The organism is Candidatus Cardinium hertigii (genome assembly GCF_003788695.1).
On record NZ_RARA01000005.1, the window covers coordinates 2,927 to 6,629 of the forward strand.

Genomic DNA, 3,703 nt, shown 5'->3' on the forward strand with positions numbered 1-3,703 from the left:
TTTGCTAATTCGTTATAATCCAGTCTCAATTTTTCAATCTTTGTATCTTTGAGTTTAGAAAATGCTGTCCCCAATAGCTCCGTTTGCACCAGGCCTAAATCATTCATCTCTAAATCTAATTCACGCACATCTGAGTCCACAAGTGCAGAAAGTAGGAGATCTATATTATTTGCTAATTTGTTACCACACAGTTTCAATTTTTCAATCTTTGTATGTTTGAGTTTAGAAAATTCTGCACCCAATAGCTCCGGTTGCACCAGGTGTAAATCATTGAAATTCAAATCTAATTCACGCACAGTTGTGTTACCCACAAGTGCAGAAAGTAGGGGATCTATATTATCTTTCAATTCGTTATTCTCCAGTTTCAAATTTTCAATCTTTATATTTGTATGTTTAAGGTTAGAAAATGCTGTCTTCAATAGCTCCGCTTGTACCGAGCCTAAATCATTGAAATCCAAATCTAAATAACGAACATCTGAGTCCACAAGTGCAGGAAGTAGGAGAACTATATTATCTTTCAATTGGTTATGCCCCAGACCCAAACTTTCAATCTTTGTATGTTTGAGTTTAGAAAATGCTGTGCCCAATAGCTCCGCTTGCACCGAGCCTAAAGCATTCGAAAATAAGACTAATTGACGCACAGTTGTGTTACCCACAAGTGCAGAAAGTAGGGGATCTATATTATTTGCTAATCCGTTCTGACACAGTCCCAATTTTTCAATCTTTGTATGTTTGAGTTTAGAAAATGCTGTCCTCAATAGATCCGCTTGCACCAGGTGTAAATCATTGGAATTCAAATTTAATTCACGCACATCTGAGTCCACAAGTGCAGAAAGTAGGGGATCTATATTATTTTTCAATTGGTTACCAGCCAAGTCCAAATTTTCAATCTTTGTATATTTGAGTTTAGAAAATGCTAGGCTCAATAGCTCCGCTTGTACTGTGCCTAAATCAGCCCAATGTACTCTTAGACTACGAACAGCTGTATCTTTAAGAGCAACCAATATCGCATCAAGATATTCACTTGATGAATTTACAGAATGGCAATTTACCATAAGCTTGGAGCAGGGTGCCTTACACAAGTAAGCTACCAGCCTGCCCAGTGGATTTTGTGACTGCAACGTGGATACGTATTTTTTATGTAAATTGCTCAATTGTATATATACAGTGCCATCCGGCTTAATATCCCAATATTTATTAATACTATTTTCATTGATCAATTGCATGAGTTCTGTATAATCAATTTTTTCTTGATTTTCACCCAAATCTGTTGTTGAACTGCCTGCCAATGCCATGTCGTCTGAAGTACCTATACCTTGCCGTACTTTAGTACATCCACTGAAGACTAGGAAAAAAAATAGTAAAAAATACATAATTGGTTTTTTAAATTAGTTTTAAACTAAATATATTATGCTCTATAGCATAGAAGCCGCTGCTGCTTGATTTTTTGGGTTGATTTTTTGATTAAACAAATCTCCAAAAAATTAGAGTTAGGAAAAGCACAAGATAGTTGTTCTTGACAAGAACAATTACTTACAAATCCACCTTTGGTTAAATGAATAGCGCTGATTAAGACGGCTATCCCAACAGCTATCATGATAATTTCCATTGAAAACATATAAAAAATCTACCATAGATACATAGTTGGCAAAAGCGTTCTGATTTACCGAAATGCAAATTTATAAAATATATTGTTAATAACCAAATAACCAAAATGAAACGCATCCGTTTAGTGGAGTGGTTTAAATCGTTTAATAGCTCTATTGTAAAATATAATTATTAATATTATTAATACAAAGTTATTGTCCATTCGTCCATGGATGGCCAACTTTTATTGGCGTATGTTCCATAGTATGTTCATAACAAACCCGATCAAAAATAGTATCCGTTCAGTGTGATATGGCCTATGCGTATCCGTTCAGTGGAATGGCCTATGCCTATTTAAAAATAGTGCAATAATGCAAGATCATAAAAACGCGCCTTGAACAAAGCTGTGATTAGAAAATTTTAGTCTGAAAGCTTAGTAGAAAATCAGCCTGTTTAAGCCTACTCTTCGTCTTTGAAAAGCTGGCTACGTTCCACTTCGGGATTCAGCGTACTCACATAGTTTCCACTATGCTGCGTGCGCTTCACCCTCGCGCGCCTTGCCAGCTTTCCAAATCCATTGAGTAACCATAGAGCGAGTTTTGATTTTCAGCTTTCAGACTGAAATTTTCAACGGCTTTGTTCACCAGCGCTTGATTTTTTTTGGCTACTTTTTTTGATCAAGCAAAAAAAGTAGCTTTAAAAGAAGTAATTTTTTTAAAAAATGGATAAAATCATCAATTATTAAATATTAGCAATTTTCTGTAATCTATAAAATATGTCTGTCACACAGATGAACGGATATCTTTATGCGTGCATAAGCTTAAAGATTAATTCTTTCATAACCTGATAATCATTTGTATTACAATCAATTCCTTTGACCTGCACATCAGCTTGATGTAGATAGGTTATATTTTGCAGGATTTGGTGTAAGGGGTAATGTCTCCTAGCGTCAAGATATCCTTGAACAAAATAGGGGTGTATTTCAATGTGTTTAGAAATTTTAGCAGGATCGGTTTCTTTTGTTTGATGTAACAAAAGCAATTTGGAAAAAAAAATATATAAAATGGTTATAATCGGTAATGCAGCATGTTCCTTTGCATTTAATGCGCAAATACTAATGATTTGATAGCTCTTTGGGTAATCTTTTTGCATAATGGCTTTCTGCAATTCAAATACATTGAAAGGTTTAGATAAGTCTATATAGGTCTCTACGATGCTGTCGGTAATGGTATTGCCTGTATTCAGGTTAAGCCGTAATTTATGGAGTTCATTGACTATTCTAGTTAGATCATTGCCAATGCACGCTTGCAGCATCCAAATGGCTTTTTCTGTTATAGAGAGCTCTAACGTTTTTACAAAAGATTTGATAAAAGTAGGTAGCTGTTGGTTATATAGTTTTTTGGAAGTAACCAGAACTGTATTTTTATTCAGCACTTTACTAAAAGTACTTCTTCCATCGATGGTTTTATATTTGTATGCAAAAACCAATAATGTAGTAAGTTGTGGATGGTGCAAGTAATGCAATAATAACTGTTGCCCAGTAGCATTTTTTAAGTCTGCCATCTCTTGTGCTTCTTTTACAATAACAATTTGTTTGTCTGCTCCCATAGGGAAACGACGCGCTTGGGTGAGTAGAGCAGCCATACTACATTCTTTTCCATAAAAAATGCTTAAATTAAATCCTTTTTCAGCTGGAGTGAGCAATTGCTCTTCGATATGCCGGGTAATGGCATCCAGGTAATAGACTTCCTCCCCTTGCAAAAAATAAATGGGTTCATAAATTTTTTTTGCTAAATTTTGTAAAACAGTTTCAGCTGATTGAATCATATGGGTCTGGATACTGTTTAAACCAAAAAATACATACCATTACTGTAATCTACCATCTTGCAGCAACAAAATTCTATCTGCAATAGTTGCAAGCGATTGATTATGGGTTACAAATACAAAGGTTTGTTTTAATGTTCTTCTTAGCTCTAAGAAGAGTTCATGCAGTACCCCTGCACTTTTAGTGTCAAGACTACCACTTGGCTCATCAGCAAAAATAATAGATGGATTGTTAACCAATGCTCTAGCTACAGCTGCGCGTTGTCGTTCTCCCCCAGAAATATCCGTTGGT

Annotated in this window: 3 protein-coding genes; all 3 read right to left on the reverse strand. The window is 35.2% G+C overall.

Annotation, left to right across the window (positions count from 1 at the left end; genetic code table 11):
* Window positions 1-1,408 precede the first annotated feature (1,408 nt).
* A complete protein-coding gene (locus EDM02_RS00070) occupies window positions 1,409-1,597 on the reverse strand; it encodes a hypothetical protein (protein ID WP_123662092.1) in 189 nt (62 codons plus the stop codon).
* Window positions 1,598-2,391: 794 nt separating this feature from the next.
* Window positions 2,392-3,414, reverse strand: coding sequence for a DNA polymerase III subunit delta (holA, locus tag EDM02_RS00075; protein ID WP_123662095.1), 1,023 nt, complete (start codon window positions 3,412-3,414; stop codon window positions 2,392-2,394).
* Window positions 3,415-3,453: 39 nt separating this feature from the next.
* The coding region (locus EDM02_RS00080) for an ATP-binding cassette domain-containing protein (protein ID WP_123662096.1) at window positions 3,454-3,703 on the reverse strand (250 nt) is incomplete at its 5' end.